Below are 26,889 nucleotides of genomic sequence, written 5' to 3'. Positions count from 1 at the left end.
ACGTCGCCGAGACTTCATAGGCGGGTCCGGGTGATGAACGGGGCTACGAGCTGCTGCTGTGGGGGCGGAGGCCGAGGCCGCCTCGGTGGATGGTGGATTTGGTGATGGGGCCGCCGGTGCGGGGGATGCTGTCGGTTCGGTAGATGACGGGGGATCTGCCGTTGACGAAGTGGGGGGTGGTGTAGGTGCCGTTGTGGACGGCGGCGCCGATGGCGGGGGCTGTCGCTCGGTTTCGGACCGAGAAGTAGTACCACATTGCCGCGCCTACAGCGCCGCCTGCGAGACCGGCGGCGGCGTAGGTGGCGGCGCTGGTGTCGGTGTCGAGGTAATCGTCGGTGGCGTTGTCGCAGTCGGTGTCGTCTACGCGGAGGCCGGTGACGGCGTCGGCGCAGACTGCGGCGAAGTCGGGGTCGGGGTCGGTGGGCGGCGCCGAGGTCACGGTTGCGGGAGCAGGGGAGGTCGTCGACTGGGTTGTCGTCGGTTCCGTTGTCCGCGTGGTGGTTCGGGTGGGCCAGTCGACCGTCGTGATCGGTGACTCCGGGCCCGCGGCGGTGGATTCCGGACCGCAACCGGTCATGAAATAGCAGCTGGCCACTGCCGGGACCAGGACGAGCGCCGGGGCCAGGCCGCGCTTTCGACCGCCGTGCATGAACTTTCGCGTACCGGACATCGAGACGGCCTCTCCCCCAACTTGTTCGAACTCGCGCGCGCGTCGCGCGCCTGTCGGACAGTACCTTCCGTCGAGCCCGGCCCGCCGTTACGGCGATACGAGCCGACCAGTCGGTTCAGGTCCGGAATGCAACGGACGGACCGCGGCGGGCGCGATCGGGACTATCGGGAAACGTTGACGGTCAGCTGGCGCAGGATGCGCTTGGCTTCGGCGAAATCCTGGTCCGGCAATGCCATGGCCGCGCCCATGGCCGGGGGGACGTGGCGAGCTCGTTCGCGCAGGTCGGCTCCGTGGGGCGTGAGGCTGACGCGGACGGTGCGTTCGTCGGCGGGGTCGCGGTCGCGGCGGACGAAACCCGCTGTCTCCAAACGCTTCACGAGGGGGGTGAGGGTGCCGTAGTCGAGTTGCAGGGCGGCGCCGATGTCCTTGACGGGGACGGTGTCGTGTTCCCAGAGCACCAGCAGGACCAGGTATTGGGGGTAGGTCAGGCCGAGATCCTCGAGGAGGGGGCGGTAGCGCTGGGTGACCGCGCGGGAGGCCGCGTAGAGGGCGAAGCAGAGCTGGTCGTCCAGGAGCAGGGAGAACCCTGATGTCTCCCCCTGACCGGTTTTCTCAGTCATCGGATTCAACCTACTTTGCCGATCGGGCAATTTCAACGCCAACATTTTGCTTGTGCACGATGTAATCGTGCGCTAGCTTTGCGCCCAGCGGAGTCCGCCGGACTCCCTGACCAGGAGGAACCAGACATGTCGGAGTACACCCCCGTCGCGCCGGTGCTCGAACCGGCCGCGGCCGAATTCGCGCAGGCCACTTCGAAGCCGCCGTTCCTCTACCAACTGTCGGTCGAGGACGGACGCAAGACCGTCGACGAGGTGCAGGCCGCCGAGATCACCGATCCCGCGGTCGACGAGGAGTGGGTGACCGTATCCGGTGGGCCGACCGGTTCGGTGCAGGCCCGGATCGTGCGACCCGCCGGAGCCGCGGGCGCGCTGCCGGTGATCGTCTACATCCACGGCGCGGGTTGGGTTTTCGGTGACGCGCACACGCACGACCGGCTGGTCCGCGAGCTCGCGGTCGGCGCGCACGCGGCCGTGGTCTTCCCCGAATACGACCGCTCGCCCGAGGCCCGCTACCCCGTCGCCATCGAGCAGAACTACGCCGTCGCGCAGTGGGTCGTCGCCGAGGGCGCGGGCAAGAACCTGGACGCGAGCCGGATCGCGGTCGCCGGTGACAGCGTCGGCGGCAATATGGCCGCCGCGCTGACGCTGATGGCCAAGGAGCGCGGCGATGTCCCGCTGCTCGCGCAGGTGCTGTTCTACCCGGTCACCGACGCCAGCTTCGATACCGGTTCGTACCAGCAGTTCGCCGAGGGCTACTTCCTGGCCCGCGAGGGCATGAAGTGGTTCTGGGACCAGTACACGACCGACGAGACCGAGCGCGCCCAGATCACCGCCTCCCCGCTGCGCGCCACCCTCGACCAACTCGCCGGACTTCCCCCGGCCCTGGTCATCACCGGTGAGGCCGACGTCCTGCGCGACGAGGGCGAGGCCTACGCCAACAAGCTCCGCCAGGCCGGTGTCCCGGTCACCGCCATCCGTTACCAGGGCATCATCCACGACTTCGTCATGCTCAACGCCCTGCGCGGCACCCACGCCGCGGAGGCCGCCATCACCCAGGCTGTCACGACTCTGCGAAATGCCTTGGGCACCAACTGATTCCGATGCGTAGCCCGGCGGGCCGCGACATCACGTCGCGGAACGCCGGGCTCGTACCGTCCGATCGCGTTGTGGCGCAATGTCGATCGACGGATCCCTGCGAACCATCGACCTGTCGAGCAACGGATGACGACCCGCAGGACCGAACCCGCTGATCCGGAATCATGAACCCGCTGACACGAAGCTCGATCGCCTATTTCGTTGTGCGGGTGGCGAGTTCGGCGTCGACGAGTTCGAAGACCTCGGCGATCACCTCCAGTTGGGTGGGAGTGAGGAGGTCTACGAAATCGCGGCGGACTTCGGTGGCATGGCCGGTGGAAGCGGCACGTAGGCGGGCCATGCCCTCGTCGGTGAGGTGGGCGCGGACGCCGCGGCCGTCTTCCTCGCAGGCGGTGCGGCGGACCAGGTTCGCGGATTCCATGCGGCGGATCTGGTGGGTCAGACGGCTTCTGGAGGACAGCACGCCGTCGGCCAGGTCGCTCATCCGGAGGGAGTGGTCGGGAGCCTCGGACAGCAGTACCAGGATGCGGTACTCGGCCAGACTCAGATCGCTGTCGCGTTGCAGCTGGCGGTTCAGCTCCGCCATCAGGCGTTGGTGGCCGTCGATGTAGGCGCGCCAGGCCCGCTGTTCGGCCGAGCTGAGCCACCTCGGCTCCACCGCCGTGCGACTGCTCGATTCCTCGATCACCCGGACAGTGTATTGGCCGGGGCGGACCTCACCGTGTGCTCCGCAGCACACCGCCATCCAGGTCGGCGGGACGCGCGCAACCCGAAAGTCCCATCGACGCATCGAGATCCGCCAGCAGCACCCGCAGCGCGTGCCGCACTCCGTCGCGACCGGCCAGGCCCAGACCGTAGGCCCACGGACGGCCGTAGAGCACGGCCTTGGCCCCGAGTGCCAGCGCGATCATGACGTCCGAACCGGTGCGCACGCCCGAATCGAACAGCACCTCGGCGCGATCGCCGACCGCCGCGACCACCTCGGGCAGCGCGTCCAGCGCCGCGATCGAACCGTCCACCTGACGGCCGCCGTGATTGCTCACCACGATCCCGGCCGCACCCGCGTCGACGAATTCGCGGGCGTCGTCGGGATGCAGCACGCCCTTCACCGCGATCGGCAGCTCCGTCCATTCACGTAGTCGTCCCAGGTCCGCGGGCCGCAAGGTGTGGTTGCCGAACAGGCCGACCCAGGTCAGCACGGCCATCCGCATGGCCTCCTCACTCTCCTCGGGCGGGGTCGCGAGTTTGGCGCGGAAGACCGGATCGGACAGGTAGTTCGCGATGCCCTTCGCTTGCAGGAACGGCAGGTGACCGAGTTCGAGATCGCGTGGCCGCCAACCCATTCCGGGCGTATCGGCAGTGACCACGATGGCCCGCGCCCCGGCCGCGGTGGCCCGCTCGACCAGCGATCGGGCGAGCTCGTGATCGTTGGGCCAGTACAGCTGATACCACCACGCCCCCGCGGCCGCCCCGACCTCCTCGATCGGCGTGGATGCCGCGGTCGACAGCACCATGCCGACCCCCAGTTCCGCGGTCACCTCCGCGACCAGCTTCTCCCCCTGCTCGCGCAGCAGCTCCAGCACCCCGATCGGCGCGGTGAGCACCGGGGCGGCCAGCTTCGTGCCCAGCACCTCCACCGACAGATCCCGCCCGTCGGCCCCGCTGGTCCCCCGCCACATCCGCGGCACCAGCCGATGCCGATCGAACGCCGCGGTATTCGCCGCCGCCGTCCGCTCCGCCGACGCACTCCCCGCCACATACGCGTACGCGACCGCGTCCAGTTGCTCGCGCGCCCGCCGCTCCAACCCCTCCGCCGACATCGGCAGATCCGGCACCACCCCCGACAACCCGGCCAGATAGATCTCGTTCTGGAAATCCGCGAAGCTGCTCATGCCGGGAACGCTAACCTACGCCACCGACACATTCGCCGCCGATCGCTCACGAGCTGCCGATCCACACCTGCCACGATCACACCCGACTACCGTGGCACCCATGATCGTGTGGCTCAACGGCACCCACGGCGTAGGCAAGACGACGACCAGTGCGCTTGTGCAGCAACTGATTCCCGATTCCCGCGTATTCGACGCGGAGAAGGTCGGCGAAACACTCATGGACGTCACGCCGGGACTACCGGCGACCGACAACTTCCAGCACTGGCCACCCTGGCGACCACTCGTCGTCGAAACCGCCCGCCACATCCTCGACTACACCGGCGGCACCCTGGTGATGCCGATGACCGTCCTGGTCGAACAGTACTGGCGCGAAATCAGCAACGGCCTTGCCCGACATGCCATCCCGATCAGACACTTCGTCCTGCACGCCGACCGGGCCACCCTCCGCACACGCATCGAGACAGCCACCGCCATCCCCTCGGAATTCCGCCTCCAGTACCTCGAGCCCTACGCCGAAGCCGCCCGCACCTGGCTACACGCCGAAGCCGAGGTCATCGACACCACACACCTCACCCCCAACCAGGTCGCCCAGCGCATCGGAGCCGCCGTCACCGGGTGAACGCCCACTCCGATGATGGTGAGCGTTGGCGGATCAGTCGTTGACGATTTGCGGGCATCGGGGGTGGCCTGCCGGAGCGATCGTGAGTCGGCGCGGCCGTGGCCTGTTGAACGAACGGGCAATCCGGACAACGTATCCGGACAGGGTGTAAGCCCCCTGGACTCGGGCGGGCGGGCAACCTGGGGGTCCTCGGGGGTTCGGGGCGTTGGGTGGGCCCGGGACGGCGGGGGTGGGGGATGGAGTTCACAATGAGCGTCATGTATGCGATCGAGCTGGACGGCTTCGGCGGGCCCGAGGTGATGCGGTGGGCGCAGGCCCCTGATCTGGCTGGTCCGGGGGCTGGGGAGGTGCTGATCGACGTGACCGCCGCGGGGGTGAATCGGGCGGATCTGTTGCAGCGGCAGGGGTTCTATCCGCCGCCGCCGGGGAGCAGTGAGGTACTCGGGCTGGAGTGTTCGGGGGTTGTCGCGCGGGTGGGCGACGGGGTGCGGGACTGGCGGCCGGGAGATCGGGTGTGCGCGTTGCTGTCGGGGGGTGGGTACGCGGAGCAGGTGGTGGTGCCGGCGGGGCAGGTGCTGCCGGTGCCCGAGGCGATGGATCTTGCTGTGGCGGCGGCACTTCCGGAGGTCGCGGCGACGGTCTGGTCGAATCTGGTGATGCGGGCCGGGCTGCGCGCGGGGCAGCTGCTGTTGATCCACGGCGGCGGTAGCGGGATCGGGACGCATGCCATTCAGGTCGCGGTGAGCCGGGGTGCGCGGGTCGCGGTGACGGCCGGATCGCAGGCGAAACTCGATCGCTGCAAGGAATTCGGGGCGAGCATCCTGATCAATTATCGCGAGGAGGATTTCGTCGCCACGATCGCCGAATCCGGTGGCGCGGACGTCATTCTCGACAATATGGGCGCGGCCTATCTGGGCCGCAATATCGAAGCCCTCGCCGACGACGGTCAGTTGTGCGTCATCGGCATGCAGGGCGGGGTGAAGGGCGAGTTGAACCTGTCCACGCTGCTCGGCAAACGTGGCACCGTCCACGCCACCAACCTGCGCAAACGCCCGACCAACGGACGTTCCGGCAAGGCCGAGATCATCACCGAGGTGCGCCGCCACCTGTGGCCGCTGCTCGCCGAGGGCACCGTCGTCCCGGTCGTGCACGCCGAATTACCCGTCACCGAGGCCGCGACCGCCCACGGCCTGCTCGATTCGGCGGAAACGGTCGGCAAGGTCATTCTGCGAATCCGCGAGGACTGAAGCATTACCGCCCGCCGCGACCGAAACGTCGTTCAGTCCAGCGAAGTGAGCGCCCGCCCCAGCTGATCGATCTCGAATTTCGTTGTGTACGGCGCCAACCCGATGGTCACCGCGCCACCTTCGTCGTTCACGCCCAACGCGTCGAGCAACCGGCTCCCGCCGTGCGCACCCGACAACGTCCCGATCCGCAGATCCGCCAGCTTCGCCGACACCTTCTCCGCCTGGAACCCGGAAATGGTGAAGCTCACCGTCGGAATGCGGGTCGACGCCCGGCCGATGACGGTCAGGTTCGGAATCCGATCGAGCACCTCCATCAGGTGCTCGAACAGATGATCGTGATAGTCCTGGAGTGAGGTGATCGACACTTCCAGCCGCTCGCGCCGGGTCCCGGTGGCCTGCTCGTCCAGCCCGGCAAGATAGTCGATCGAGGTGGTCAGCCCGGCCAGCAGCGCGTACTGGTGCCCGCCGACCTCGAGCCGCTCGGCCCCCTTGGCGTACGGGTTCAGCGACATCGACGGAATCCGGTCCAGGAACGCCGGATCGCGGAAGACCAGCGCGCCGATCTGCGGCCCACCCCACGCCGGCGCCGATAACGCCACCACATCGGCATTGAGCTCGTCGATATCGATCAGCGCGTAGGGCGCGGCCCCGAAACAGTCGGCGACCAGCAGCCCACCCACCTCGTGCACCCGATCCGCGGCCACCCGCACCGACGGGGCCGACCCGACGATCGGCGAGGCGGCGGTCAACGCGACCAGCCGCGCGGTCGGCCCGATCAATTCCTCGAACTGCCAGGCGGGCATCTCGCAGGTCTCGATCTCGACCTCGGCCCAGCGCACGTGCGCGCCGTACCGGTTCGCGATCCGCAGCCACGGCGCGACGTTCGCCTCGTCGTCCAGCCGCGAGAGCACGATCCCGGTGCCCAGGCCCAGCCGCGAACTCAGCGATTCGGCCAGCCAGGCCAGCAGGACCGCGCGATCCGGGCCGAGCACCACGCCCGCCGGATCACCGCCGACCAGGTCCGCGACGGCCTCACGGGCCGCGTCCAGGATGGCTCCGCTGCGCTTGGCGGCGGCGTGACGATTGGTGTGCGAGAAGGCCGACGTGCGGAAACCCGTTGAGACGGCACGAGATACCGAATCCGGAACAAGCATCCCAGCCTGCGGGTCGAGATGGATCCACCCGTCGCCCAGGGACGGTATGAGGCCCCGAACCCGTGCGACGTCGTAAGTCATGCAGGCCACTCTAAGCGCAGGAGGCAACTCGGCGTAATGGTGTTGGAGTCTTGCTGCTGAGCCTTTCGCTTCGCGGGCAACTTCCAGCCGGACGGAGACGCTTCGCCGCTGGGCACGCCGGGATCGCGCGAACCCGGTATTCGGCTTAGCGCGTCGCGCCCCGACCGGACATGATGGACACCATGACGCACTCGGACGGAGAATCGGAATCCATCGTGGTGATCGGACCCGACGGTCAGCCGCTGGTGCTGCCGGCGGGCTCCCGGGGCGACTCGCCGCTCACCGGCCAGGTGGTCGGCGAGGGCGCAGCCGAGGCCGACGACGAGGAGGCCAAGGAGGAGTCGCTGGCCGATATGGTCGAGCAGCCTGCCAAGGTGATGCGCATCGGCACCATGATCAAACAGCTGCTGGAAGAGGTGCGGCACGCGCCGCTGGACGACGCCAGCCGCACCCGGCTGCGCGAGATCCACAAGACCTCGATCCGCGAACTCGAACAGGGGCTGGCCCCGGAGCTGCGCGAGGAGCTGGAGCGGCTGGCGCTGCCGTTCGGCGACGACACCATTCCCTCCGACGCTGAACTGCGCATCGCCCAGGCCCAGCTGGTCGGCTGGCTGGAGGGGTTGTTCCACGGCATCCAGACCGCGCTGTTCGCCCAGCAGATGGCCGCCCGCGCGCAGCTCGAGCAGATGCGGCACGCGTTGCCGCCCGGTATGCACGTTCCGCGCGACGGTGGTCAGCAGGGATCCTCGGGAGTCTCCGGCCAGTACCTGTAGATGGATCTCCCGCGTACCTGTGGTCCGCCGCACCCCGTCGGCTACAGTCGTGCACTGTGCCCGCAGCTGCCCCCGTCGAGTCGGCGACCGCCGTGCAGAGCCCGGCCGACGTCTCGGTACCCCTAGTGTCCGACGCCCAATCGTTCCGCCGCGCGTTCAAGGATCTGCGCGACGGCTTCTCCCAGCGTGAGCTCTGGCTGTCGCTGGGCTGGCAGGACATCAAGCAGCGGTATCGGCGGTCGGTGCTGGGCCCGTTCTGGATCACCATCGCGACCGCGGTGCAGGCCGGTGCGATGGCGGTGCTGTATTCGACGCTGCTGGGCCAGGATCTGCGCGCCTACGTCGCCTATGTGACGGTCGGCCTGATCACCTGGAACATCATCTCCAACAGCATTCTCGAGGGTTCGGAGATCTTCATCGCCAACGAGGGGTTGATCAAACAACTGCCCTCGGCGTTGAGCGTGCACGTCTACCGGTTGGTGTGGCGGCAGCTGCTGTTCTTCGCGCACAACCTGATCATCTACGTCATCCTGATTCCGGTTGCGGGCCTCTGGCATCACCTGAATTGGAGTGCGCTGCTGGCGATTCCGGCGATCGCGCTGATCTTCCTGAACGCCATGTGGGTGACGCTGGTATTCGGCATCTTCGCCACCCGCTACCGCGATATCGCGCCGATTCTGAGCAGTATGACGCTGATGCTGTTCGTGCTGACCCCGGTGATGTGGAATACCAAATCCCTCACCGATCACGCCGGCGCCGTCGGCGAACGCGCGCGACTGATCGAGATCATTCCGACCTACCATTATCTGGAGATCGTGCGCGCGCCGTTGCTGGGTGAGCCGTCGAGCCTGCTGAGTTGGGGTGTGGTGCTGGGCATCACCGTGGTGGGCTGGGCCGTCGCACTACTGGCCATGAAGCAATTCCGTTCGCGCGTCCCGTACTGGGTGTAAAGGGCCACTTAACGGTTCCCCAGCCTGGGAGGCGGGAGATTTCCAGCTCAGACCGCAACCGAACCATCCACCCGGAGGAGGTGATCCGATTGTCTGACATCTTCGACACCGACGTGGCCCCGTTCTGCCACAGCCAGAACCACTCTGGCAGCGTTCCGATCCCGACCGTCTGCGAATCCGCAACTGTCGCACCGGAAGTTTCTCTCGTGCAGTTCGAGTCGCTTGGTTCTCGCGAGACACCGACTGCACGTCATGGTCGTGTAGGCAGGCCGGATCATCACCACCTTCCGCCCAGCCCGCGTAGCACGTTCGATCAGTTCACGCTTCGTCACACCGATCGCGGCATCAGCAGCCTTGCGCGCCATCGTGGACTTCGCCAGGAACGTTGGTTTGAAATCCTCGACAGCGATCAAGTCATGGCCGTCGACCACTCGTTTCGCCCACGCGCGCGAATCGTGAACAGTCTGCCGAGCAGCTTTCTTCGCCAACCGGGCAGCCTGCCGCTTCGCCTCGCAGTACCCCCTGGACTGCGGTCGGCCTTTGCGATGTCGACGCGCCATCTTCCGCTGCGCCTTCGCCAGCTCGGCGGCGCACCGCTTCCGATGCCCGAGGTATGGCAGATCGAAGGAAGGATCGGTAGTCGTCGCCGTAGTCGATACGCCCCAGTCGATACCGATACGGCCCTCACCACGCGGATAGGCCGGGACCGCTCGGCGCACGACGAAAGACCCGTACCAATGGCCGAGCGAATCCTGATACACCCGGACCGAGGTGGCCTGCGACGGCAATTCCCGAGACCACACCACCGGGACTGTCACTCCCTTCGGCAGTATCAGTCGACGATCGCGGATGGAGAATCCGCGCATGGTGTATTCCAACGACGGCAGAGACCTCTTGCGAGACTTCGCCTTCGGGCGACCGCGACCCTTCATCTTGAACGAATGATCCAGCGACTGCGCGTAATCACGCAGGGTCTGCTGCTGGGCGACCTGCGAACCCCCGCGCAGCCATGGGAGCTTCGCCCGCGCTTCGGTCAGCAGTTTCCCGAGTTTCGCGAACGTCGGTTTCTGCCCGGATCGGTACTGATGGACCGCTTCGTTCCACAGCCAACGGCAACGGCCCCACTCAGCGAGCAATGCCGTCTCGGCGGTGCGCCCCGGCCGAAGCCGGTACGTGTACCGCACCACCTCATCCATTCGAACATACTATCGAAAGATGCCATCGTGCCGCCAACCCGACACTCCCACCGATCTCTCTCCGCCGTGCACGACGGAGCATCCACGGCGGATGCCTGATGACCGAGCGAGTGAGCATCGAAACCCATGACGCATGGGTGGAATTCCCGATCTTCGACGCCAAGTCGCGATCGTTGAAGAAGGCGTTTCTGGGTAAGGCGGGCGGCGCGATCGGACGTAATCAGTCCGATGTGGTGGTCGTCGAGGCGTTGCGGGAGATCACGCTTTCCTTCAAGGAGGGTGATCGGGTCGGGTTGGTCGGGCACAACGGCGCGGGTAAATCGACGCTGCTGCGGTTGCTTTCGGGCATCTACGAGCCGACGCGCGGGAGTGCGCGGGTTCGGGGGCGGGTCGCGCCGGTGTTCGATCTGGGCGTCGGGATGGATCCGGAGATCTCCGGGTACGAGAACATCATCATTCGCGGATTGTTCCTCGGGCAGACCCGCAAGCAGATGCTCGCCAAGGTGGACGAGATCGCCGAATTCACCGAACTCGGCGAGTATCTGAACATGCCGCTGCGCACCTATTCGACCGGTATGCGGGTGCGGTTGGCGATGGGCGTGGTGACCTCGATCGACCCGGAGATCCTGCTGCTGGACGAGGGTATCGGCGCGGTCGACGCGGAATTCCTGAAGAAGGCGCGCAACCGGTTGCAGGATCTGGTGGCGCGCTCGGGCATCCTGGTGTTCTGCAGCCATTCCAACGAATTCCTCGCGCAGCTCTGCGATTCCGCGATCTGGATCGATCACGGCACGGTGCGGATGCGCGGCGGCATCGAGGAAGTGGTGCGGGCCTACGAAGGACCCGAGGCCGGTGACCATGTCGCCCAGATACAGCGTGAACTCGCACGGGAACTGGAGCACGATCGTTCATGAGTGATCAGGTCCCGGGTGCGGGCGTCGCAGTGTCCGGCCCCGGCCCCACGTCCCGGATCGTCGCGGTGGTCGTCACGCACAAACGCCGTGAACTGCTCGCCGAATCGTTGCAGGTGCTCACCGCGCAGACGCGCCCGATCGATCATCTGATCGTCGTGGACAACGCCAACGAACCCGAGGTGGGCGAGTTGGTACGCGAGCAGCCGGTGGAGTCGACCTATCTCGGATCCGAGCACAACCTCGGCGGCGCGGGCGGTTTCGCCCTGGGCATGCTGCACGCGCTGACGCTCGGCGCGGACTGGGTGTGGCTGGCCGACGACGACGGACGTCCCGAGGGGCCCGAGGTGCTGTCCATCCTCGCCGAGTGCGCGAATTCGCACGGTCTGGCCGAGGTGTCGCCGGTGGTCTGCGATATCGACGATCCGGATCAGCTGGCCTTTCCGCTGCGTCGCGGGGTGGTGTGGCGGCGTCGGCGTTCGGAGCTGTACACCTCGACCGACGGCGACGAGGATCTGCTGCCCGGCATCGCCTCGCTGTTCAACGGCGCGCTGATCTCCGCCCGCGCGGTGGATGTGATCGGGGTGCCGGATCTGCGGTTGTTCGTACGCGGTGACGAGGTGGAGGTGCACCGGCGGCTGGTCCGTTCCGGGCTGCCGTTCGGAACCTGTTTGCGCACAGCGTATCTGCACCCGAACGGGTCCGCGGAGTTCAAGCCGATCCTGGGCGGGCGGATGCACACCCAGTATCCGGACGATCCGGTGAAGCGCTACTTCACCTATCGCAATCGCGGGTACCTGATGGCGCAGCCGGGTATGCGTAAGTTGTTGCCGCAGGAGTGGGCCCGGTTCTCCTGGTTCTTCCTGGTGCAGCAGAAGGATCCGGCGGGTCTGCGAGAATGGTTGCGCCTGCGACGACTCGGGCGGCGCGAACAATTCCACAAACCGGGATAGATCAGCACTTTTGGAGGCTTGGCCGTGAGCAACCCCTACGGCGGAAATTCACCCTACGGCCAGCCTTGGCAGCCGAACAGCCCGCAGCCGAGCCCGGATGCGCCGCAGTCCGCCAACGGGCACGGGGCACAGCCGGGACCGGCCGTGCAGGCGGGTTATCAACAGCCGCAGGGCAATTCCTCGCCGGGATATCCCCAGCCCGGTTATGCACAGCAGAATGTGTCGTCGCCGGGAATTCCGCAGCCGGGCTATCCCCAGCAGGGCGTCTCGCAGCCGGGGTATCCGCAGCAGAACCCGTCGCAGCCCGGATATCCCCAGCCCGGTTATGCACAGCAGAATGTGTCGTCGCCGGGAATTCCGCAGCCGGGCTATCCCCAGCAGGGCGTCTCGCAGCCGGGGTATCCGCAGCAGAACCCGTCGCAGCCCGGATATCCCCAGCCGGGTTATCCCCAGCCCGGATACCCGCAGCCCGGATACCCGCAGCCGGGTAATTCACAGCCCGGGTATCCGCAGCAGGGTTATCCCCAGCCCGGCTACGGCGTGCCGAATCCCGGTGTGCCGCAGCAGGGTGCGCCGTACGGCGGTCAGCCCGGCGGCTACCCGCCGGCGAATTACGGTGCGCCGCAGGGCGATCAGTTCCGTCCCGAGCCCGGCCCGCCCGGCATCGTGGTGGATTCCTCGTACTTCCCGTTGCAGTTCCTCCTCGCGCTGACCGGGCCGCGGATCCGGGTGAACGGGCAGGAGGTGCCCGGGGCGCGTTGGGGCGCAACGCATATCCCCGTCCCCGCCGGTCAGTACCAGGTCGAGGTCAAGACCCGCTGGCTGTGGGACTACGGGCCGGGCAACGCGGTCGTGCCGGTCGCCGACGGACAGAGCACCAAGGTCTACTACCGCTCGCCGATCATGTGGATGATCCGCGGCGCGATCGGCCCGGTGCCGCAGAAGACGCCCGGCATGATCTTCATGTACATCACCTGGGGCATCGTCGGTTTCCTGCTGCTGCTCAACCTGCTGCTGATCGCCGCGTCCTCCTGATCCGGCTCGCGCGGTAGCGTTTTAATTCCGTTGCGGTCCGTGTAATGGACTGCGACAGTAGGTATCACAGTTCGAAGCAACCATCGAAGGGCAGGAGGTGAGATACGTGAAGGCGAATTTCCGGACACCGGGGGCCGGGCAGCGAGGTGGTGAGACGACCCGCGTCGTCGCACCTATCTCCCTCCCTCACCCGTTGCGCTGAGCCCCGCGCGCAGGCACCGGGCCGCCCTACCGGCCCGGTCGCCCCGCGGCGTGCTCACCGTCGACGCGGTCTCCCATTGTCCACACGGCCGATCCCGGCCGTTTTTCGCTGGGTATATGCACGGCTGTTCGATACCGGCTGGGTCCCGGCCCGCGCGTTCCGTACGAACGGACGCGGTGCGGAAATCGCGACACCCTCGGGGTTCTCGCGTGCGCCGCCGCGGGCGGATACCAACATCGACGGCCGGTGCGCCGGTGATTCCCCTTCTCCCACATCTCATTTCGTCATCCATACCCGATCGCCGGGGTTCGGCTCACACAGTGTGACTTTATATGCAACTGGTTGCATAGAGGCCGGGTGTGGCTTAGTGTTCGTTCAGGTCGATCCGGACATCGGCGGCGGTTCGTTCGAGATCATCGAAGGGGAGCGACGCCGAGAAGATTGGAGACAGACACATGACGAACGCAGGGAAGCCGCTAGCGGGCCGGACCATGATCATGTCCGGCGGCAGCCGGGGTATCGGACTCGAGATCGCCAAACGCGCCGCCGCCGACGGGGCCAACATCACCCTGATCGCGAAGACCGATCAGCCGCATCCCAAACTGCCCGGCACCATCCACACCGCCGCCGCCGAGATCGAGGAAGCCGGTGGTCAGGCGCACAAGTTCGTCGGGGATGTGCGTGACGACGAGGGCGTCGCGCGCGCGGTGCGGGAGACCGTCGAGCGGTTCGGCGGCATCGACATCGTGGTGAACAACGCCTCGGCGATCGATCTCGCGCCCACCGAGCAACTCGCCATGAAGAAGTACGACCTGATGCAGGACATCAACTGCCGCGGCAGTTTCCTGCTGTCCAAACTGAGCATTCCCGCGCTGCGCGCATCGGCCGAGGCCGACCGCAACCCGCACATCCTGACCCTGTCGCCGCCGCTGAACCTGGACCCGAAATGGGCGGGCGGTTCGCTCGGCTACACCATAGCCAAGTACGGAATGTCGCTCACCACACTGGGTTTGGCCGAGGAACTGCGCAAGTACGGCATCGGCGTCAACTCGCTGTGGCCGCGCACCACCATCGCCACCGCCGCGGTCCGCAACCTGCTCGGCGGCGAGGAGATGGTCTCCACCTCCCGCACCCCCGACATCTACGCCGACGCCGCCTACCTGGTCCTGACCTCTCCCGCCGCGAGCGCGACCGGCAATTTCTACATCGATGACGAGGTACTCGCCGAACATGGCATCACCGACCTCGACAAGTACCGCGTCACCCCCGGCGACGGCCCGCTGAGCACCGACCTGTTCCTCTGATCGACCGCATTCGGGCCCGGACCGCGTACCCGGTCCGGGCCCGAATCATGTTCAGCGGCAATCCGACTCGCCGACAGCGCCGCTCGCCGATCGGCTGCCACGAACTGGCCCACCCGTCCCGAGCAGAGGCCGCCCACCACCGGCTACCGACGGAGCCGAGCCCGGCGGGGCGCCGACCGGGACTCGCACCGACCACGGGACGAATTCGCGGTCGGCCGAAACTCACCGACCGCCAACCGAATTCGCGGTCGATCCGATCCCACTGTCCGCCAACCGAATTCGCGGTCAGCGGATTTCGTAGAGGCGCTCCCAGTTCTCGCGGCTGGTGAGTTCGGGTACGGCGGTGCGGTACTGCTGGGTCAGGGCGGGGAGTTCGCGGCGGAGGCGGCGCAGGACGCGGATGGTGCGCAGCAGCAGGGCGCGGGCTTTGGCCTTGTCCCGCTTGCGGATTCGCACGCCGGACTGGGAGGCGTCGGTCACCATGACGTGGTCGAACAGCGCCACGTGCCACCAGTGCGCGTCCTCGCGGGTGATCGCCTTGAGGCCCGGCTGGGTGCGGCCGGTCCACTGCTGGATCGCCCGCTTGACCAGCACCAGCACCGGGCGGCTGGGATCTCCCGTATCCCGGCGCACCTGGATGTCGGCGGACCGGACCGGGGCCGTCGCGGCCGGATGCTTGACCGTCTCCTCGTAGTCCGAACGGGTGCCGCGCGCGGCGGCCAGGGCGGCGATTCCGCCGTCCCGCAACACCTTCGGGCCCTCCAGGAAGTCCTCGATGCCCTGCAACGTGGTGTGCACCAGGCCGTACTGCATCGCGACGAGATGTTCGGCCAACGTCCGGAACAGCTGCCGGGTGACCGCCTTGGGATCCAGATCGGTGTGCAGCGACCCGACGATGAGCGAATTGCGCATACTGAAATAGCGCGCCCAGTCGTCGTAGTCCTTCCAGTAGAAGTCCGCGTGCCAGACCGCGGCGTTCGGCAGCGTCACCGTCACGAAGCCCGCCTCGCGCGCGCGGATGCCGTATTCCACGTCGTCCCACTGGAAGAAGATCGGCACCGGAAGTCCGATCCGCGCCACCACCTCGGCCGGGATCAGGCAGGTCCACCAGGCGTTGTAGCCCGCGTCCACGCGACGTTCCTGGTTGCGCTCGAGCATGCTGGTGTTGCGCAGCGCCTTGGGCACCTTCTGCCCGTGCTTGAGCTCACCCAGATGCACCTCCTCCGCGCCGACGTTGAGGTAGTCGGGGTTGAGCAGGAACAGCATCTGCGCGCCGACCAGCGTCGGCTCCACAGTCAGATTGGCGAAAGCCTGAAGGCGCACAACGGTTTCCGGCTCACACAGGATGTCGTCGTCCATCAGGATGATGTCGGCGTGCTCGGAACCGTCGAAGCTGCCCGACGCGGACACCTCGTACAGTCCGCGCGTGAACCCGCCCGCACCACCGAGATTGGGCTGGCGGATGTAGTGCAGCTTGTCGCCGAAGCGCGGCGCGGTCTCCTGGTACAGCGACTGCTTCTCGACCAGATCAGTACCCTGATCCACCACGTACACCGCGGTCAGCGCCGAGAGCACCACCGGATCCGAGGCCAGCGCGGCGACGGTGTGCGCGCAGTCCTGCGCGCGGTTGAACGTGCAGATCGCGATCGCCACCGGACGCACGCGTTCGGGCGCGGGCGCACTCCAGGCGAGTTCGGTGATGCCGAGATCCCCACCGACAGCGTCGAATTCGAGCCACAGCGCACCACCGTCGACGTACTGGTCCAGCGGCGCGCGCAGCACCACGCGACCGTCACCGGACACGTCGGCGGAGTCGATGATGCGGCGGTGCCCGGCGATATCGGAGGCGGCCAACCGGATGCGCGCCCGATCGCCGACCTCGAGGGTCATCGCGACCTCGACCTCGGTGACGGTCGTCCACCGCTGCCAGTAGCTGGCCGCGAACCGGCCGAAGTAGGTGTTGGTGTGCGCGGTCGCGCCCTTGTCCAGCCGTAGCGACAGCCGATCGCGCTGCGCCTTGCCCTCGACCACCGCATACAGTTCGTCACTGATCTTCGGCGCGGGCCCGGTGAACACACCGCGGGCCAGCACCATCCGGTCCGGGGCCAGGTTTGCCGCGGCCCGCACCTCGGGGGCCGGGGCGGCGGAGCTCGGGACGTTCTCGGTCACGGCCTGGCCAGCCGACTGTTCCATACTGGATTTCCCTCTGTGTTTCGTCTGCTATGTGTTTCCTGTGCGGCGAGGATCATTATCGCCGACTCACGCGTCCGCGTCGGTCCGGGCCGCCGACGCACCGGTGAACACGAATTTGTCGTATGCCCAATAGCGAAAGATCACGGCCACGATCTGGCCGATGAGAGTGCCCGAGATGTTGTCCGACAGCGGCGTCGACAGATGCAGTACGTACCGGGAAAACCCCAGGCAGCCGAGCTGCAACGCGATCGCGATCAGGTTGAACACGGTGTACAGCACGTATTCGCGCGCCGCGCTGCCGCCCTTCTTGTGCGAGAACGTCCACCATTTGTTGCCGAAATAGGTGACCACGCTGGCCACCACGATCGAGATGATCTTCCCGACCAACGGCTGGTGGTACAGCACCCCGTGCCCGCCCCAGAACACCAGCAGGTTGTAGGTGCCCGCGTCGACCAGGAACCCGATCCCGCCGACCACCAGAAACGCTCCGCCGGTACGCAATGCGCCGACCAACTTGGTGACCACGGAACCACCCGACTTCGCGGGTTCCTCCGTCACCGTCTCACTGCGAGGCACGGGGCGACGCTACCCGATCGCACCACCAACCCCCTCGCCACCCAGTTCCGTCAACCATCGACAACGCCGACAACTAGGTCACCCAGTTCCGCCAACTCCGGACAACGCCGACAGCAATGGTCGGGGCCCGGCTCGATTCTGGACTGACGGAGCTGGGGAGCGAAGCGGAGGAGCGGAGGAGGGAAGAATCGAGCCTCAGGGGCCCCGACCCCGCCGGAGCGAAGCGGAGGCCAAAGATATAGCCTCCCGGTGTTCGTATTTCGTCGGCCGGATCAAAAATACCGAGGGATTGACGGGGTGGACCCCACCGAATTTCGCATCGCCGCCATAGTGCCGTGTCATAACGAGGAAGCCGCCGTCGCCAAGGTCGTCGGCGACCTCAAGGCCGCCGTGCCGGACATCGTCGTCTACGTCTACGACAACCTGAGCACCGATGCCACCGCCGAACGGGCCCGCGAGGCGGGTGCGATCGTGCGCACCGAAACCACCAAGGGCAAGGGCAATGTCGTGCGACGCGCCTTCGCCGATATCGAAGCCGACATCTATCTGATGATCGACGGCGACGACACCTACGACGCCGCCGCCGCACCGCGGATGATCGAGGCGCTGCTGTCCGGACCGTACGACCACGTGCTGGGGGTGCGCCGCGAGGACGCGGGCGCCTCGGCCTACCGCACCGGGCACGAGACGGGCAACAAGGTGCTCAACGGCGTGGTCGGCAAGGTGTTCGGCGAGAACGTCGAGGACATGCTCTCGGGCTACCGGGTGTTCTCGCGCCGGTTCGTGAAGAGTTTCCCGGCGGTCTCGCGCGAGTTCGAGATCGAGACCGAACTGACCGTGCACTCCCTGCATCTGCGGGTGCCGCAGACCCAGGTTCCGGTCGGATTCCGGGATCGTCCGGAGGGCAGCGAGAGCAAGCTGCGCACCTATCACGACGGTTTCAAGATTCTGGCGCTGATCGTCGGGCTGGCCCGGCACGAGCGTCCGGTCGCTTTCTACGGGCTGTTCGGCACGGTGGCGTGGCTGATCTCGATCATCCTGACCGTGCCGATCATCGTGCAGTTCTATCAGATCCATTCGGTGCCGCGGTTCCCCACGCTGTTCCTGGCGTTCACGCTGTTGCTGCTGGGTTCGCTGGCCTGGACCGCGGGGCTGATCCTGGACGGGATCCGCCGCTCCCGGCACGAGGCCGCGCGGCTGATGTATCTGCGCTATTCGGCGGTGGGCGCGGGCGTGCCCGAACATGCCGGGCAGGCGAGATGACCACGCAGGCCGCCTCCGAAACCGATCCCACACCCGCCGACGACGCCGGGGACAAGCCCGAAGATGTTGCGGCACAGACAGATTCGCCCGACAAGAGCCGCATGGCCGCCGCGGTGTGCTGGACCCAGCGGCACCTCGGCTTCGGCGCACTGGCCTTCATCCTGATCGCCGCCGTCTTCGGCGGCGTGTTCACCGCGCTCACCCCGCCGTTCTGGGGACACGACGAACTCACCCAGTTCGGCCGCGCCTATCAGGTCGCGCACGGCGGTTTCGGGCCCGAGCGGATCCCGGACTCGCGCGGGGTGTCCTACGGCGGGCAGATCCCGGTGAGCATCGACGCGATGATGAGCTACGCGTTCCACGACTACAACCGCAAACCGCCCGAGCCCGAGCCGCTGTCCGCCGGGCGCGCCGCGTACGACCGGCTCGGTGACGCGCCGGTGTCGTCGGCGACCAAGCAGATGTGGTTCACCAACACCGCGGCCTACTCGCCGGTCCCGTACGTGCCCGCGGCCGTGGGGCTGCGTCTCGCGGAGGCGACCGGGCTGGACGTCGGGCAGACGGTGCTGCTGACCAGGCTCGCCGGCCTGCTCGCCTATCTGGTGCTGGTCGCCTTCGGGCTGCGCGCGTTGCGCGGGTACCGGGTGCAGTGGCTGGCGTTCACGGTGTCGGTGCTGCCGATCGCGCTGTTCCAGGCCGGTACCGTCACCGCCGACACCATCACCAACGCGCTGGCCGTGCTGGTGTCCTGCCTGGTGGTCAAGGGCGTGTTCCTGAATGCGCGGCTGTCCCGCGCCGAGGTGGTCGCGGCCCTGTTCGCCACCATCGCGCTACCGCTGAGCAAACCGACCTATGTGCTGCTGGCCATGCTGGTCGCGCTGATTCCGGTGCGGCAGTACGGATTCCGCCGCGCCCTGCGCTGGGTCCCGTGGGCCTTCGCGATTCTCGGCGCGGCGCTGTTCGCGGCGTGGATGAAGATCGCCGCGCCGACCGGTGACGGGATGGGCCTGATGCGCCCGCCCGCGCAGTGGCATTCGGTGCGGACGGGCGATCAGTTGCAGTTCATCCTCGAGCATCCGGTGCGGTTCACGCAGATCTTCGTGCACAGCATCTGGTTGCGCGATCAGCACTGGTTCACGCAGTTCTTCGGCGAACTCGGCTTCTCGTACGTCGAGGTCCCGGCGCTGTCGATCCTGGCCTGCCTGTTGGCATTCGCGGTGAGCGCCGGGATCGCCGAGCGGATGTCCGCCGCGCACCTGCGCACCGCGATCGTCGGGCTGGTGATCGTGGCGAGCGTCGCGATGATCTACGTGACGCTCTACATGTCCTTCTCGCCGGTCGGGTTCTACCTGGTCGACGGGGTGCAGGGCCGCTACTTCGTGCCGCTGGCGATAGTCGGCATCGTGGTGCTGCTGCGCTGGATACCGTTGCGGCTGAGCGACTCCGGCGGCCGGACCCCGGTGCGCGGTCCGGCCGTGGTGATCGTGGTGGCCACGACCGTGGCGCTGGTCGCCGCGATCGTGAAGTACCACTACCTGGTCTGGGGCTGAATCACCCCGATCGCAGAACTCGTTCGCCCGCTTCGGCGTAGGCGTTCTCCACCGCGGCTTTGCCGGGCCGCCACCAGGTTTCGTGCGCGCGATACCACGCGATGGTGACGGCCAGTCCGGCGCGGAAATCCCGATAACGCGGTTCCCAGCCGAGTTCGGTGCGCAACAACGTCGCATCGATGGCATAGCGGCGGTCATGTCCGGGCCGATCGGTGACGTGATCGAAATCGCCCGGATCGCGGCCGAATTCGACGAGGATGTGCTCTACCACGGATTTGTTGTCGAGTTCGCCGTTCGCACCGATCAGATAGGTTTGACCGATTCGTCCGGATTCCAGTATCGTCCAGACCGCGCGATTGTGGTCCTCGACGTGAATCCAGTCCCGGATCTGATTCCCGGCCCCGTACAAGCGCGGCCGCACGCCATCGATGAGATTGGTGATCTGACGCGGAATGAACTTCTCCACATGCTGATACGGCCCGTAATTGTTGCTGCAATTGGAGATCGTGGCGCGCACCCCGAACGAGCGCACCCAGGCCCGCACCAGCATGTCGCTCGACGCCTTGGCCGCGGAATAGGGACTGGACGGATTGTAGGGAGTGCTCTCGCTGAATGCCGGGTCGTCCGCGCCCAGGTCGCCGTAGACCTCGTCGGTGGAGATGTGGTGAAACCGCACGTCGTGCCGCCGCACGGCCTCCAGCAGCGTGTATGTGCCGACGATATTGGTCTGCACGAAGGGCCACGGCCGGGCCAGCGAGTTGTCGTTGTGCGTTTCCGCGGCGAAGTGCACGACCGCGTCCACGCCACCGACCAAGCGGTCGACCAATTCGGCGTCGGCGATATCCCCGCGCACGAACTCGATGCGGTCGGCGATCGAATCCAGGGAGGCGCGGTTGCCCGCGTAGGTGAGCGCGTCCAGCACCACCACGCGGATATCCGGATACTCCGCCACGGTGCGCTGAACGAAGTTCGCGCCGATGAATCCGGCACCGCCGGTAATGAGCAATCGCACGGTGACCGATCATATCCGCCGAATGGATACCCGGAGTGCGCGTGGTGTCAATACCCTATTCAGGTCGAGTTTCCAGCATTGAAGGGCTTGATTAGTTGTGATCTTCGTCACACTTCAGTCGGATCGCCATTCGGATTGGTTCCCGAAAACCACACGCGCGCTGCGATTTTGCGCAATCTCACAGACCGCCGGTACCGTTCGGTGAACAGAACTTGAATTAATGGTCACAGCCGATTCACCGCACGTTAGCTGATCTGCATTTCGATTTGTGGGTCCCCCCGATTCGAAACCACCGAGGTTCACGAACATGTTGATGAGGAAATTCGCCGCGACGTCGGCCCTGGTGATCGCCGCCCTCGGCATCACCGCTGGCACCGTGAACGCGGCCCCGGCCCCCGCTGCCGACAACGGCGCGGTCAACTACAAGGCCACCACCACCAAGACCGCGACCATCATCAAGACCGATGCCGGTTCGATGGACGTCGAGAACGGCGTCTTCAAGATCAAGGCCGCCAACGGCAAGGTCCTCGCCGGCCAGGAACTGAACTTCCGCGTCGACGACTTCGTGTTCCCGATCGCCGCGAACATCGCCGGCAACACCGCCACCCTGACCCCGCAGCTCGACATGCAGCACGCGGTCTACAAGCCGGTCGACCTGCCCTACCAGGACAGCGCGCCGTGGAAGACCCCGTACGACCGTGAGCAGGCCGCCTTCAACCGCATGAAGGACACCATCTCCACCGGCGCCACCATCGGCACCCTGGTCGGTGGCCTCAGCGGTGGCGCGGTCGGTTGCGTCCTCGGCGGCATCGCCGGTGCGACCGTCGCGGCAGCGGCCATCGTCGGCCTGTTCGGCGCGTTCATCCCGGCCGCGGCTGTCGGCTGCCTCGGCGGCATCATCGCCGTCGGCGCGCTGGGCACCCTCGCGGGCCAGCTGCTGGTGACCGCTCCGGTCGCGATCGCGGCTGCGGCGCAGTACTTCACCACGATCAACGCCCCGTTCGTCGCGCCGAAGACCAAGTAATACCGGTCGAAGCGAACAAGCGCCCCCGCACGAAAAGACAGTGCGGGGGCGCTTTCTCATTCAAGACTTACGCGTTTCTCGTGCAGCAGCGGGTGAATCAGGCTGCCGCACAATAACTCTCATGCGGTCCGGGCAGGGCTCTCCGCCTCGATCCGGGCCCGCACGAAACGCGCCACCCGGCCCAGCACCGAGCGGCTCTCGGGCATGTTCGGCAGGATGCTCATGAACGCGTGCACCTGCCCGCGCCACAACTCCAGCGAGTTCGGCACCCCGGCCGCGGTCAGCCGCTCGGCCATCACCTCACAGTCGTAGCGCAGTAGTTCGTCCTCGCCGACGATCAGCAGCGCCGGTGGCAGACTCGCCAGCGCGCCGTTGACCGGGGACATCTCCGGGGCCAGGCGGCCCTCGACCGTCGCGCCGTATTCGACCACCCGCTCCAGCCCCGACAGCGGGATGTAGGGATCGCGGTCGACGTTCACGTAATCCTGTTTCGCCGCGCAGTCCAGATCCAGCAGCGGGGACAGCCCCACCAGCCCGGCCGGGGTGGGCAGGCCCAGCTCGGCCGCGCGCAACGCGGTCGCGAAACTCAGATACCCACCGGCCGAATCGCCCGCGAAGACGATCCGCGCGGGATCAGCGCCGTGCCGCAGCAGCCACCGGTACGCGGTCAGGCAGTCCCGCACCGAATCGGCGATGGAGGCGCCTGGGAGCTGGCGGTATTCGACGTTGACCACCGGCAGCCCGGTGCGGCGGGCCAGGGCGGCCGCGATCGGGCGATGGGTGTCCAGGCCGCACAGGAAGAAGCCGCCGCCGTGCAGGTACATGACCGCGCCGTCGCGCAGGGCCCTCCGGGCTCCGGCCGGACGCAGGATCTCCATCCGGAAACCGTTGAGCCGCACCTGCTCTCGTTCCACCCCGCTCGGGCCCGGACGCAGCGCGGAGAGCCCGTCGACGAGCAGGCGCGCGACCGGCATGGTCAGCGGGGTGACCGGATAGTGCCGCACGAACGGCCCGACGACGCCTCGGCAAGCCAGCAGCAACATTCGGGAGGTCAGACTGATCCCGTCGGGATTCGCGACCACACCCGGCCCGGCTTCCCGCATTCCCACGGTTGTCGTCATCACGCACCACCTCACTCCGGACGCGCCGCGACGTCGGCAACCGGAGGTCCGGAGGCGAGTTGTCGGCGCTGACATCTCACACAGTGCCATTTCAGAAGACCACGGATAGGTGATCCACGCAATACGAATCGGCAGGATCGAGGCCCGCATAACCCGCCGTGACGGTTTCGGCACCGACTCGGAACCTCATCGAGCCCAATCGCACGTCGGCTGGCAGACTCGTGTGACATGCGCGGAATCATTCTGGCCGGAGGCACCGGAACGCGGCTGCACCCGATCACGCGCGGGGTGAGCAAGCAGCTGGTCCCGGTCTACGACAAGCCGATGATCTACTACCCGCTCTCGACGCTGATGCTGGCCGGGATCCGGGACATCCTGATCATCACCACCCCCGAGGACGCGCCGTCGTTCCACCGGCTGCTCGGCGACGGGTCGCAGTTCGGCATCTCGATCAGCTACGTGGTGCAGCCCGAACCCGACGGGCTGGCCCGCGCGTTCGTCCTCGGCGCGGCTCACATCGGTACCGAACCGGCCGCACTCGTGCTGGGCGACAACATCTTTCACGGGCCCGGCCTGGGCACCCGGCTGCGGCGGTTCCATCGGATCAGCGGCGGCGCGATCTTCGCGTACCGGGTGTCCGATCCGACCGCGTACGGTGTGGTCGAATTCGCCGACGGCCGTGCGATTTCCATCGAGGAGAAGCCCGCGCGGCCGCGCTCGAACTACGCCATCCCGGGGCTGTACTTCTACGACAACGACGTCGTGGAGATCGCCCGCGAGCTGAAGCCTTCCGCGCGTGGCGAATACGAGATCACCGATATCAACCGGAGCTATCTGGAACAGGGCCGGCTCCAGGTCGACGTGCTGGCCCGCGGCACCGCCTGGCTCGACACCGGCACCTTCGACTCGCTGCTGGACGCGGCCAACTACGTCCGTACCATCGAGGAACGCCAGGGCTTGAAAATCGGTGCGCCCGAAGAGGTTGCGTGGCGGATGGGTTATATCGACGACGAGCGGCTGGTCCGGTTGGCCGAACCGCTGACGCGCTCGGGGTACGGCGACTATCTGCTCGGACTGCCCGCGCGCGGGCGCGAGACGAATCCGCCGGAATACGAACAGGATTGGTGATATGCAGATTCGGGAACTGTCCGTACCCGGCGCGTGGGAGTTCACGCCGCGGCTGCACGGGGACGAGCGCGGGATCTTCCTCGAGACGTTCAAGGCTTCGGAGTTCGAGAAGGTCGTCGGGCGGCCGTTCGATCTGCGGCAGGTCAACACCTCGGTGTCCGCGGCCGGCGTGCTGCGCGGTATCCACTACACCGAAACCCCGCCCGGCCAGGCGAAATACGTCACCTGCGCGCGGGGGGCGTTCCTGGACGTCATCGTGGATCTGCGCCCCGACTCCCCCACCTTCGGCACCTGGGACACCGTCCTGATCGACGACGCCGACCGCCGCTCGGTCTACCTCTCCGACGGCCTCGGCCACGCCCTGCTCTCCCTCGAGGACAACTCCACCGCCACCTACCTGTGCTCGCTGGAGTACTCCCCCGAATTCGACCGCGACCTCGACGCTTTCGATCCGGACCTCGCCATCGACTGGCCCACCACGGGCCGCAACGGAGAGCCCCTCACCTACACCCGCTCCCCCAAAGACGCTGCCGCACCGACCCTTCGCAGCTTGCGGGGCTGATCATTGATCATCCATCCGAGGATCGAAGTCCGACAATTGGTTCCGCCCCACGAACACCGACATCGACGTTCGCGAGATGCGGCCGCGACCCGTCCGACCGATGAGACACCCGGCAGGTGCGAGCGCCGAACACGGGGTCGACCGGTAAGCACCGAGCCATGCCCCGCAGCGACGGCGAGCCTAGCACGCAGCGGACCCCTTGGTGACGAATGCTGTTCGCCACCAAGGGGTTTCAACTGATCGGAGGGTCAGGCGGCGGCGAGTTCCTGCTTCGGGTTCTCGTCGAGGTCTGCGACGGGCTCGGTGGCCCGGCGGGTGGGGAGGAAGTGGGTGAGGGCGATCAGGGCTCCGATGGCCGCGACGACGCCGACGAAGATCAGGCCGGGGCGGTAGCCGGACAGGACGGCGGCGGGTGAGGTGTCGGTGTGCGGGCCCGAGGCGATGATGGCGGTGTTGATCGCCAGCACGATGGCCGCGCCGACCTGCATGGAGGTTTGCAGGACGCCGGCGGCCAGGCCCTGTTCGTCGTCGTCGATTCCGGCGGTGGCCTGGATGTTGATGGCCGGGAAGCCGATCCAGCCGATGCCGACCAGCAGCACCGCGGGCAGCAGCACGGTCAGGTAGGACGGGTGCGTGTCGACGCGCAGGAACAGCAGGTAGCCCACGGCCATCGCGATCATGGTGACCGCGATGATCGGGCCGGTGCCGAACCGGTCGACCAGCTTGTCGGAGAACACCGAGGACAGCGCCACCAGCAGACCCACCGGCAGCAGACCCATCGCCAGTTGCAGCGGCGACCAGTGCAGCGCGTCCTGGAGGTAGAGCGTCACGATGAACTGCCAGCTGAAGTACGACCCGGCCAGCGCGATGATCACCAGACTCGCCCGCACCAGCGTCACCCGGCGCAGGATGCCGAGCCGGATCAGCGGATGCCGCACCCGCTTCTCCACCGCGACGAAGCCGACGAACAACGCCGCCACCGCCGCGAAGGAACCGATCGTGCGGGCCGAGGCCCAGCCCGCCTGCGGCGCGGAGACCACGGTGTAGACCAGCAGCAGCATGCCCGCAGTGGACAGCAGCGCGCCCAGCAGATCGTGTCCGCCCTCCTCGGCGCGCCGGTCGCGCGGCACCAGGACGAGCGCGGCGATGAGTGCGGCCAGGGCGATCGGCACCGGCAGCAGGAAGGTCCAGCGCCAGCCGAGTCCGGTCATCAGCCCGCCGAACACCAGGCCCATCGAGTAGCCGCCCGCGCCGAACACGGTGTAGATGGACAGCGCCTTGTTGCGCGCGGGTCCCTCGGCGAAGTTGGTGGTGATGATGGACAGGCCGGTCGGCGCGGTGAACGCCGCGGCCAGCCCCTTGATGAAGCGGGTCGCGATGAGCAGGGCGGCCGAGCTGACCAGCCCGCCCGCGAGTGAGGCCAGAGCGAACACCCCCAGCGCGATCAGGAAGACGCGGCGGCGGCCGAGCAGGTCGGCGGTGCGCCCGCCGAGCAGCAGCAGCCCACCGTAGCCCAGCACATAGCCGCTGACCAGCCATTGCAGGGTGGAGGTGCCCAGATGCAGATCCTTACCGATGGACGGCAGGGCCACACCGATCATCGAAACGTCGAGTCCGTCGAGGAACAGCACGATGCACAGCGTGATCAGCATGCCCCACAGGCGTGCCGACCACCGGGTATCGGCAGCCGAGCCCGCCGAGAACGTTGCCGTGGAAGTCATGACCCGGAACATTACTTGCACACGCATTAAATGCGCA

General features: G+C 67.1%; 25 protein-coding genes. 14 read left to right on the top strand and 11 right to left on the bottom strand.

The annotated features are described in order from the left end of the window. Positions 1-43: 43 nt before the first annotated feature. On the bottom strand, positions 44-670 hold the full coding sequence (locus tag NRB20_RS27390) for a hypothetical protein (RefSeq protein ID WP_153414009.1): 627 nt from the start codon (positions 668-670) through the stop codon (positions 44-46). Between the two features lie 161 nt (positions 671-831). Continuing rightward, positions 832-1,290, bottom strand: a complete 459-nt coding sequence (locus NRB20_RS27385; protein WP_153414007.1) for a MarR family winged helix-turn-helix transcriptional regulator — start codon at positions 1,288-1,290, stop codon at positions 832-834. Positions 1,291-1,416: 126 nt separating this feature from the next. On the opposite strand from NRB20_RS27385, the gene NRB20_RS27380 reads away from it, so the two are divergent. Next, the gene (locus tag NRB20_RS27380; protein ID WP_153414005.1) at positions 1,417-2,385 is read left to right on the top strand and encodes an alpha/beta hydrolase; all 969 of its coding nucleotides are present in this window, start codon (positions 1,417-1,419) and stop codon (positions 2,383-2,385) included. A gap of 193 nt (positions 2,386-2,578) precedes the next feature. Here NRB20_RS27380 and NRB20_RS27375 read toward each other — a convergent pair whose 3' ends face one another. Both NRB20_RS27375 and NRB20_RS27370 read right to left on the bottom strand, forming a co-directional pair. Next, the gene (locus NRB20_RS27375; protein ID WP_406603885.1) at positions 2,579-3,070 is read right to left on the bottom strand and encodes a MarR family winged helix-turn-helix transcriptional regulator; all 492 of its coding nucleotides are present in this window, start codon (positions 3,068-3,070) and stop codon (positions 2,579-2,581) included. A gap of 31 nt (positions 3,071-3,101) precedes the next feature. After that, entirely contained in the window at positions 3,102-4,277 is a 1,176-nt protein-coding gene (locus tag NRB20_RS27370; protein WP_153414003.1) for an alpha-hydroxy-acid oxidizing protein, read from the bottom strand. Positions 4,278-4,377: 100 nt separating this feature from the next. Here NRB20_RS27370 and NRB20_RS27365 point away from each other — a divergent pair, with 100 nt between their 5' ends. Further along, on the top strand, positions 4,378-4,896 hold the full coding sequence (locus tag NRB20_RS27365) for an ATP-binding protein (protein ID WP_153414001.1): 519 nt from the start codon (positions 4,378-4,380) through the stop codon (positions 4,894-4,896). Between the two features lie 257 nt (positions 4,897-5,153). Then, positions 5,154-6,143: an NAD(P)H-quinone oxidoreductase gene (locus tag NRB20_RS27360; protein WP_153414161.1), complete on the top strand. Its 990-nt coding sequence runs from the start codon at positions 5,154-5,156 to the stop codon at positions 6,141-6,143. Between the two features lie 32 nt (positions 6,144-6,175). On the opposite strand, the gene NRB20_RS27355 is transcribed toward NRB20_RS27360, so the two are convergent. Then, on the bottom strand, positions 6,176-7,378 hold the full coding sequence (locus NRB20_RS27355) for a cysteine desulfurase-like protein (protein WP_153414000.1): 1,203 nt from the start codon (positions 7,376-7,378) through the stop codon (positions 6,176-6,178). A 182-nt stretch (positions 7,379-7,560) separates the two neighbouring features. Between NRB20_RS27355 and NRB20_RS27350 the strand changes: the two genes are divergently transcribed. Together NRB20_RS27350 and wzm are read left to right on the top strand one after the other, a co-directional pair. Then, positions 7,561-8,151 carry a bacterial proteasome activator family protein gene (locus tag NRB20_RS27350; protein ID WP_194290026.1) on the top strand — a complete coding sequence of 197 codons (591 nt, stop codon included), beginning with the start codon at positions 7,561-7,563 and terminating at the stop codon, positions 8,149-8,151. A gap of 56 nt (positions 8,152-8,207) precedes the next feature. Further along, positions 8,208-9,101, top strand: a complete 894-nt coding sequence (wzm, locus tag NRB20_RS27345) for a galactan export ABC transporter permease subunit Wzm/RfbD (RefSeq protein WP_406603882.1) — start codon at positions 8,208-8,210, stop codon at positions 9,099-9,101. A 47-nt stretch (positions 9,102-9,148) separates the two neighbouring features. On the opposite strand, the gene NRB20_RS27340 is transcribed toward wzm, so the two are convergent. Next, a complete protein-coding gene (locus tag NRB20_RS27340; RefSeq protein ID WP_153413995.1) occupies positions 9,149-10,297 on the bottom strand; it encodes an RNA-guided endonuclease InsQ/TnpB family protein in 1,149 nt (382 codons plus the stop codon). A gap of 98 nt (positions 10,298-10,395) precedes the next feature. On the opposite strand from NRB20_RS27340, the gene wzt reads away from it, so the two are divergent. The 4 genes from wzt (at position 10,396) to NRB20_RS27320 (ending at position 14,702) form a co-directional block, all read left to right on the top strand. Continuing rightward, complete coding sequence (gene wzt, locus NRB20_RS27335) at positions 10,396-11,211, top strand: galactan export ABC transporter ATP-binding subunit Wzt/RfbE (RefSeq protein ID WP_153413993.1); 816 nt, start codon at positions 10,396-10,398, stop codon at positions 11,209-11,211. Further along, the gene (gene glfT1 / locus NRB20_RS27330; RefSeq protein ID WP_153413991.1) at positions 11,208-12,161 is read left to right on the top strand and encodes a galactofuranosyltransferase GlfT1; all 954 of its coding nucleotides are present in this window, start codon (positions 11,208-11,210) and stop codon (positions 12,159-12,161) included. Before wzt ends, glfT1 begins: the two co-directional genes overlap by 4 nt. A gap of 24 nt (positions 12,162-12,185) precedes the next feature. Beyond that, positions 12,186-13,196, top strand: coding sequence for a hypothetical protein (locus NRB20_RS37700; RefSeq protein WP_194290025.1), 1,011 nt, complete (start codon positions 12,186-12,188; stop codon positions 13,194-13,196). 657 nt (positions 13,197-13,853) lie between these two features. Further along, entirely contained in the window at positions 13,854-14,702 is an 849-nt protein-coding gene (locus tag NRB20_RS27320) for an SDR family oxidoreductase (protein WP_153413989.1), read from the top strand. A gap of 285 nt (positions 14,703-14,987) precedes the next feature. On the opposite strand, the gene NRB20_RS27315 is transcribed toward NRB20_RS27320, so the two are convergent. Together NRB20_RS27315 and NRB20_RS27310 are read right to left on the bottom strand one after the other, a co-directional pair. Beyond that, positions 14,988-16,895, bottom strand: coding sequence for a glycosyltransferase (locus NRB20_RS27315; RefSeq protein WP_153413987.1), 1,908 nt, complete (start codon positions 16,893-16,895; stop codon positions 14,988-14,990). Between the two features lie 66 nt (positions 16,896-16,961). Further along, the gene (locus NRB20_RS27310) at positions 16,962-17,471 is read right to left on the bottom strand and encodes a GtrA family protein (protein WP_319945471.1); all 510 of its coding nucleotides are present in this window, start codon (positions 17,469-17,471) and stop codon (positions 16,962-16,964) included. Positions 17,472-17,768: 297 nt separating this feature from the next. Between NRB20_RS27310 and NRB20_RS27305 the strand changes: the two genes are divergently transcribed. Together NRB20_RS27305 and NRB20_RS27300 are read left to right on the top strand one after the other, a co-directional pair. Beyond that, on the top strand, positions 17,769-18,734 hold the full coding sequence (locus tag NRB20_RS27305) for a glycosyltransferase (protein ID WP_319945470.1): 966 nt from the start codon (positions 17,769-17,771) through the stop codon (positions 18,732-18,734). Next, entirely contained in the window at positions 18,731-20,284 is a 1,554-nt protein-coding gene (locus NRB20_RS27300) for a DUF2142 domain-containing protein (protein ID WP_153413985.1), read from the top strand. The genes NRB20_RS27305 and NRB20_RS27300 overlap by 4 nt, the downstream gene beginning before the upstream one ends. Before the next feature lies 1 nt (position 20,285). Here the strand turns inward: NRB20_RS27300 and rfbB are convergent, their stop codons facing one another. Next, positions 20,286-21,296, bottom strand: coding sequence for a dTDP-glucose 4,6-dehydratase (gene rfbB, locus NRB20_RS27295; RefSeq protein ID WP_319945469.1), 1,011 nt, complete (start codon positions 21,294-21,296; stop codon positions 20,286-20,288). Between the two features lie 307 nt (positions 21,297-21,603). Here rfbB and NRB20_RS27290 point away from each other — a divergent pair, with 307 nt between their 5' ends. Next, positions 21,604-22,320, top strand: coding sequence for a hypothetical protein (locus NRB20_RS27290; protein ID WP_153413983.1), 717 nt, complete (start codon positions 21,604-21,606; stop codon positions 22,318-22,320). A 119-nt stretch (positions 22,321-22,439) separates the two neighbouring features. Here NRB20_RS27290 and NRB20_RS27285 read toward each other — a convergent pair whose 3' ends face one another. Continuing rightward, complete coding sequence (locus NRB20_RS27285; RefSeq protein WP_227833915.1) at positions 22,440-23,441, bottom strand: alpha/beta hydrolase; 1,002 nt, start codon at positions 23,439-23,441, stop codon at positions 22,440-22,442. A gap of 228 nt (positions 23,442-23,669) precedes the next feature. Between NRB20_RS27285 and rfbA the strand changes: the two genes are divergently transcribed. Both rfbA and NRB20_RS27275 read left to right on the top strand, forming a co-directional pair. Beyond that, a complete protein-coding gene (gene rfbA / locus NRB20_RS27280; protein WP_153413981.1) occupies positions 23,670-24,569 on the top strand; it encodes a glucose-1-phosphate thymidylyltransferase RfbA in 900 nt (299 codons plus the stop codon). A 1-nt stretch (position 24,570) separates the two neighbouring features. Further along, positions 24,571-25,131 carry a dTDP-4-dehydrorhamnose 3,5-epimerase family protein gene (locus NRB20_RS27275; protein WP_153413979.1) on the top strand — a complete coding sequence of 187 codons (561 nt, stop codon included), beginning with the start codon at positions 24,571-24,573 and terminating at the stop codon, positions 25,129-25,131. 248 nt (positions 25,132-25,379) lie between these two features. Here the strand turns inward: NRB20_RS27275 and NRB20_RS27270 are convergent, their stop codons facing one another. Next, positions 25,380-26,852 carry an MFS transporter gene (locus NRB20_RS27270; protein WP_153413977.1) on the bottom strand — a complete coding sequence of 491 codons (1,473 nt, stop codon included), beginning with the start codon at positions 26,850-26,852 and terminating at the stop codon, positions 25,380-25,382. Positions 26,853-26,889: the final 37 nt, after the last annotated feature.

It is taken from the genome of Nocardia macrotermitis, assembly GCF_009604405.1.
Classification (GTDB): Bacteria; Actinomycetota; Actinomycetes; order Mycobacteriales; family Mycobacteriaceae; genus Nocardia; species Nocardia macrotermitis.
Note: the sequence above shows the minus strand (reverse complement) of the source record. Positions and strands in the feature narration are given on the sequence as shown.